Source organism: Flavobacterium sp., from assembly GCF_036515215.1.
Lineage (GTDB): Bacteria > Bacteroidota > Bacteroidia > Flavobacteriales > Flavobacteriaceae > Flavobacterium.
This window is the reverse complement of record NZ_DATBVQ010000193.1, coordinates 24,497-30,845: the sequence shown is the minus strand read 5'-3', so window position 1 is coordinate 30,845 and position 6,349 is coordinate 24,497. Positions and strand designations below refer to the sequence as shown.

The window sequence follows — 6,349 nt, the reverse complement described above, 5'->3', positions numbered from 1 at the left end:
GCAATTGTAACCTCTTAAGGTGGTTATTGCGGCGGGGCTCACCTCTTCCCATCCCGAACAGAGTAGTTAAGCCCGCCTGCGCAGATGGTACTGCAGTTATGTGGGAGAGTATGTCGTCGCCTTTCTTTAAAAAACCCTGTTCATTTATTTGAATAGGGTTTTTTTGTGCATAAAAAATTTGCCGTCAGAAAAATAGTGTTTATAAAAATAGAAAACTGTGTTTTCTATTTTTATTAATATTATTTTAGCTCATTATATATAATGGTTGGCATATTTTAATATATTTTTCCATTGTCCTTTTTATATTATCACCATCATTAAATGCATATGAATGAAATTACTTAATAGTTGTTTTTTTTTATATTTTATTTTTACATACTCACTATTTGGACAATATTTACCTTCCAAAAATTATACAACCGCTGATGGCTTGCCCAACAATGCAGTTCGCTCGTTATTTTTAGATTCCAATGACATTTTATGGGTTGGAACGGAGAATGGTATTTCCAAAATGGAAAATGGCTCCTTTTCTAATTTAGATGAGTCCGATGGATTAGGGCACAACAGCTGTTGGGATGTATCCCAGGACATATACGGGAATATGTGGTTTGCCAGTTACGGAGGAGGGGTAAGTAAGTTTGACGGTAAAAAATTCACTGTTTTTACAACTAAGAATGGTTTGGCTTCAAATAATGTGCGCAAAGTTTTTTCTTTTAAAAACAAAATCTATCTGGGCACAGAAAAAGGAGTTTCAATTATAGATGTCAATACGAGTAAAGTTACTTCCGCAATAAATAATAAACCCCATTTCGGGGTGTTCATCGTAAGTGATTTTTTTATTCATGATAAAGAAGTGTACTTCTCTACTTGTAATGAGGGGCTTTTTAAGCTAGATGAATCTGGCACTGTCGCGAGAACAGTTTCCGTTTTAGAATATAAGATTACTGGTAAGGATACTGATCCGCACGCTTATAGTATAGGCTATTATGATTCTATAGTTTATAGCAGCAACAAAGGCTTTGTCGACGCCTTCAGTTTCGACAGTACAAAAAATATCAATTCCTCCACCTTTCCTTTTGGACAATCGATTGTGTGGCAATACACAAAAGACAAACGTGATGTTATTTATGCTGCGGCTTGGGGTGTTTTTGATAATAGCGGTGGGCTTTTTCAAATAGTTGACAATAAGATGATCAATATTTCAGATTATTACGGTATTGATTCCCAAAGCTTACTCAATGTTGTTTATGATAAAGCAAAAGACGTTCTTTATGTAGGCTCCAAGGACAAAGGGGTATTTGAGGTGCGTTTAAATAAAATGATTGCCCGCAATTTGTTCGGAGGGAAAACGATAGTTGATTTTGAAAAATTGGGAGATCAAAAAATCATTCTTCACAATAGAGGAATAACTATTTTGAGTGCTTCGCAAAAAGTTTTAAAAACGATTTCTTTGTCGGATTTCAAAAGCAAAGAGCTTAGTTATGTACGGGACTCTAGTAATCGATTGCCAAAGCATGCTGATGGTTTTTTCGAATTGGATTATAATATACCTGCCAAAGGAATCGAATTTTATAAGATTGTAAAGCATGACACATCTTTTTGGGTCAGCAGCAATATAGGAGTCTTTGAAATTAATTTTAATGGTAAAATCATAAGCTATATACCTATTCATACTTATGAATTTGGTTTCACAGGAAACAACAAATTTTTTGAAACGAATCCTTATGGAGGAATTCATGTTTATGATAACATTTATAGTCTAAAAGTTAATTCAGTAGATGAAAAAACTACCGCCATTGTAGACATATTAAATCATAATCAAAAAACGTATCTACTGTCTGTTTTTAGCGGATTGTATGTACATCGTGACAACCGATTTCACTCTTATTTAGCCCAAGGTATTTGGAACGAAAAAAAGTTCAAACATATCGTGATAAACAATAAGGGCCAACTGATTTTAGCTTCCGAGTTTGGTGATGTTTTTATCGTAGATGATAAAAAGTCATTTAAAATATTAAAAACTATTCCAAAAGACAAAATTGAAGGAAATACCATATCGTTTCTTGAGGCTTATAAAGATTACGTAATTATTGGAACCGAAAAAGGGATTAATATTTATCAAAATGGAAAAATTAGGGTAATTGATAAGCAGCTAGGACTAAAGGATTGCGTATTTACTGCTTCACGAATTTTTGAAAATCAGTTATGGATAGGGGTTAAAAAAGGATATTATATAGTTGATTTAAACACTCTTACAAAAGAGCAGCCAACGGTTTCAAAGTTAGTTATTAGTGGAATAGCCATCAATAATATTCCTTTAGCTAAATCGAATTTCAACTGGTTCCATTATGCTTCGAATGAATTGAGTCTTGATTATAATCAGAATTCCATATCGATTGATTTTATTCCTGAAGGGCATGCTATTGCAGATAAATTGAAATTTAGGTATCGTTTAAAGAGTTCGAATCGTTGGAGTCCATACAGTGATAAAACCAAATTGTTTTTGGCTTATTTGCCTTATGGCGATTATTTAGTTGAAGTGGAAGTACTAGATTTGAATGCGGGGAAATCTACTATATTTAAACTGCTTAAGGTTCGTATTTCGCCACCATTTTGGTTTGCTTGGTGGTTTATAGCCCTCATCTTCCTGTTTGCTTTGGGAGTTGTATTTTATTTAGTTGTTCGCAAAAAAAATAAAGTTAGAAACAAAGCAATCATGGAGCGGCAAATAACTGAAGCAAAGTTTGAAGCCTTGTCAAATCAGATGAATCCGCATTTTATTTATAATGCTTTGAACTCCATTCAGCATTTCGTAGGAACAAATGATGAATATAATTCGACACTTTACATCAGTGAATTTGCGGGTCTGATGAGAAAGACTTTAAAAAATTCGCCCAAACATACCATTTCAATCGAAGATGAAGTCGAATATTTAAACAGTTATATTTATATTGAAAATATGCGATTTAGTGATCGTGTTTCATGCGACATTTATATTGACCATTCGGTTGATGAAAAGCTAATTGAGATTCCTCCTATGTTGATTCAGCCCTTCGTTGAAAATGTATTTGCCCACGCTTTTGATGAGTCTTTTCTCTTTCCAAAACTGAATATTTCATTCCAAATGATTGATGAATATGTTTTAGAGTGTAAGATAATTGATAACGGAAAGGGGCTAAATGCGTCCAAGAAATCCAAATTTCATGTTTCTAGGGGAATCGCATTAGCCAGGGAACGCATTGTTTTGTTGCAAAAAAACAATTTAGACCCTATAAGCATTGATTTTACAGAAGATAACGGAACTACAGTTACTATTCATTTATTTGTTCGCGCATAAGTTTTTCTTGGCAGAACAATAAAACTAAAAAACTGTGGTCCTGATGCCCTTATTCAAATTAATTATTTTCTGACTTTAACTTTTGTTCAATTTAATATTTTGTTGCAGCTACTAAAAAAAAGCTAAATTAGAGTATTATTTTTTTTTAAATTTTCATCTATGGAAAGAAGATCCTTTATAACTGCTGCAACCTTAGCGTCTGCCGCTCTTAGTACTTTTTTGGTTTCAAGCTGTAATACTAAAATAAATGAGGAAGTAGAGCCTATTCCGAATTCGGATATAGCCTTTGAACTGGACGAAGAAACGATCAGTAGCTTAAGGGAGAAATTATCTTCGGGTAAATATAGTTCAGAACAGTTAGTCAGAATGTATTTGGAACGTATAGAATCTATTGATAAAAATGGAGTAAAATTAAACGCCGTAATCGAAATTAATCCTGATGCGATTGCCTTGGCTAAAATGATGGATTCGGAAATGAAATCAGGTGAGAGTAGGGGGCCCTTGCATGGAATTCCAATACTGATAAAAGACAATATTGATACAGGGGACAAAATGCAAACTACGGCAGGTTCATTGGCACTTGTAGGCAATGTTGCAAGTGATGATGCTTTTGTCATAAAAAAAATAAGAGAGGCAGGAGCTATATTAATTGGCAAAACGAATTTAAGTGAATGGGCCAATTTTAGGTCTACGTCTTCTTGTTCCGGTTGGAGTAGTAGGGGGGGACAAACCAAAAATCCCTATGTTTTGGATCATAATCCATGTGGTTCAAGCGCAGGATCGGGTGTAGCTGTTTCGGCTAATCTTTGTGTTGTTGCCATTGGCACAGAAACGGACGGCTCGGTGGTATGTCCTGCTTCCGTTAGCGGAATTGTAGGGATTAAACCAACTGTTGGATTAGTCAGTAGAGGCGGTATTATTCCAATTTCAAGTACTCAAGACACAGCAGGACCTATGGCAAGGACAGTTACTGACGCTGCCATTTTATTAGGGGTCATGACAGGTATAGATGATCAGGACCTTGTTACCCTAGAAAGCAAAGGAAAGGCCCTTAGCGATTACACCGCATTTCTTGACTTGCATGCTCTAAATGGAAAAAGAATAGGAGTAGAACGTAAACTTCAAGGAAAGAATCAATTTATGCATGCACTTCAGCAAAAAACGATTGATTTGTTAAAAAGTAAAGGTGCTACGATCATAGAAATTGATTACCTGGATGAAATTAACAAATTAGGAGAAGATGAGTTCGAAGTAATGCAATTTGAATTCAAAACAGGGCTGAACAAGTACCTAAATTCCTCCAATGCCAATGTAAAGAGCTTGAAAGAAGTTATTGATTTTAACAATGTTAATGAAGATAATGCAATGCCGTACTTCAAACAAGAAACTCTAATTAGTTCGAGCGAAAAAGGGAGTCTTACCGATATAAAATATATTGAAGCGGTTAAAAAAAGCCATATAGGGGCAAAAGAAATAATTGATACTGTCATTAGAATAAATAAATTGGACGCTATTTGTGGTTTGACGATGGGGCCGGCTTGTAGTATTGATATGATTTATGGAGATCGCTGGGGCGATGTTTTCTTAACAATGCCAGCAGCAGTCACCGGTTATCCACATATTACTGTACCCTGTGGAATGATTTATGAGTTACCGGTTGGATTTTCGTTTTTTGGTGCGGCTTATTCAGAACCTAAATTAATAAGTATAGCTTTCGCTTATGAACAAGCGTCAAAAAAAAGAATGAAACCAAGTTTCAAGAAATCATTTTTGTAATATTTATTTACGTTTTGAAATCTGCACGTAAACAATTTATGCAAAATCGTTATAGTATTTTTGAGTGATACTCATTAGATCTATATTTCGAATTTATTTAAATACGATTAAAGTGATGTCAGCAAGTAAAGGATGATACCGAATTCCTCTTTATCAAGATACTGGTCGATAATATAAAGGTGCTTTATTAAAATAGAATACTCATTTTTATTTAGTTTTTAAATAGTAGGCGTGCATAGTATATTTGGCTATATTTGTGTTAATTAAAATGACAAATCATGATAAAACCTACGCTGACTTCTCTTTTGGGCATTAATCGCCCCGTTATAATGGCACCCATGTTTCTTGTTTCGAATACTAAAATGGTTATTGAAGGCATGAAATCTGGTGTTGCGGGTTGTATTCCCGCATTAAATTATCGCACATTGGAAGAGTTGCGTGCTTCAGTCATCGAACTTAGGGAAGCCAAAGTTGATGGTGGAAGTTTCGGTTATAATTTGATCGTGAATAAATCGAATATTAAATACAAAGATCAGTTAACGGTATTGTGCGAGGAAAAAGTAGATTTTATAATTACCTCTTTAGGATCGCCCGAAGAGACTATTAGGCAAGCCCATAAGGTAGGGATCAAAGTTTTTTGCGATGTTACCGACTTGGCTTTCGCCAAAAAGGTAGAAAGCTTAGGGGCCGATGCTTTGATAGCTGTCAATAATCTTGCTGGCGGTCATAGAGGGAATCTTTCACCTGAAGAATTGATTAAGGAGTTAAATTTAAATACCACACTGCCAGTTATCTCAGCTGGGGGTGTCAGTACTAAAAAAGAACTGGACGAAATGCTATCTTATGGTGCCGTTGGGGTATCTGTTGGTAGTCCTTTTATAGCCTCAATTGAATCTGGCGTTTCGCAGGAATACAAGCAGGCTTGTGTTGATTATGGAGCAAAAGATATTATTTTGACCGAGAAAATTTCGGGAACGCCTTGCACGGTTATTAATACTCCCTATGTTCAAAAAGTGGGTACAAAACAAAGTTGGTTAGAAGAGACTTTAAATAAAAATAAAACTTTAAAAAAGTGGGTCAAGATAATCCGATACATGATAGGATCAAATGCAGTCACTAAAGCCGCGACTGAGGTTACTTATAAAACCGTTTGGGTAGCTGGGCCAACTATTGAAAACACTACTTCAATAACTGGCGTTTCTGCAATAGTTAATAAATTGTGCTTGTAGTTTTTAA

The 6,349-nt window shown here is 35.1% G+C and carries 3 protein-coding genes and 1 rRNA gene; all 4 read left to right on the top strand.

Annotated features, from left to right (window positions below; translation table 11 throughout):
• Nucleotides 1-15: 15 nt before the first annotated feature.
• The 4 genes from rrf (at nt 16) to VIH09_RS13375 (ending at nt 6,342) form a co-directional block, all read left to right on the top strand.
• Nucleotides 16-125: ribosomal RNA gene (gene rrf, locus VIH09_RS13390) — 5S ribosomal RNA — on the top strand.
• A gap of 206 nt (nt 126-331) precedes the next feature.
• On the top strand, nt 332-3,337 hold the full coding sequence (locus VIH09_RS13385; protein ID WP_331581821.1) for a sensor histidine kinase: 3,006 nt from the start codon (nt 332-334) through the stop codon (nt 3,335-3,337).
• Nucleotides 3,338-3,496: 159 nt separating this feature from the next.
• Nucleotides 3,497-5,113 (top strand): amidase, encoded by a 1,617-nt coding sequence (locus VIH09_RS13380; protein WP_331581819.1) that lies wholly within the window; start codon nt 3,497-3,499, stop codon nt 5,111-5,113.
• A gap of 278 nt (nt 5,114-5,391) precedes the next feature.
• Nucleotides 5,392-6,342 (top strand): nitronate monooxygenase, encoded by a 951-nt coding sequence (locus VIH09_RS13375; RefSeq protein WP_331581817.1) that lies wholly within the window; start codon nt 5,392-5,394, stop codon nt 6,340-6,342.
• Nucleotides 6,343-6,349: the final 7 nt, after the last annotated feature.

What these genes read in the sequence shown, in the direction of transcription:
- VIH09_RS13375 (WP_331581817.1), top strand. Translation starts at nt 5,392, where the DNA reads ATGATAAAACCTACGCTGACTTCTCTTTTGGGCATTAATCGCCCCGTT.
- VIH09_RS13385 (WP_331581821.1), top strand. Translation starts at nt 332, where the DNA reads ATGAAATTACTTAATAGTTGTTTTTTTTTATATTTTATTTTTACATAC.
- VIH09_RS13380 (WP_331581819.1), top strand. Translation starts at nt 3,497, where the DNA reads ATGGAAAGAAGATCCTTTATAACTGCTGCAACCTTAGCGTCTGCCGCT.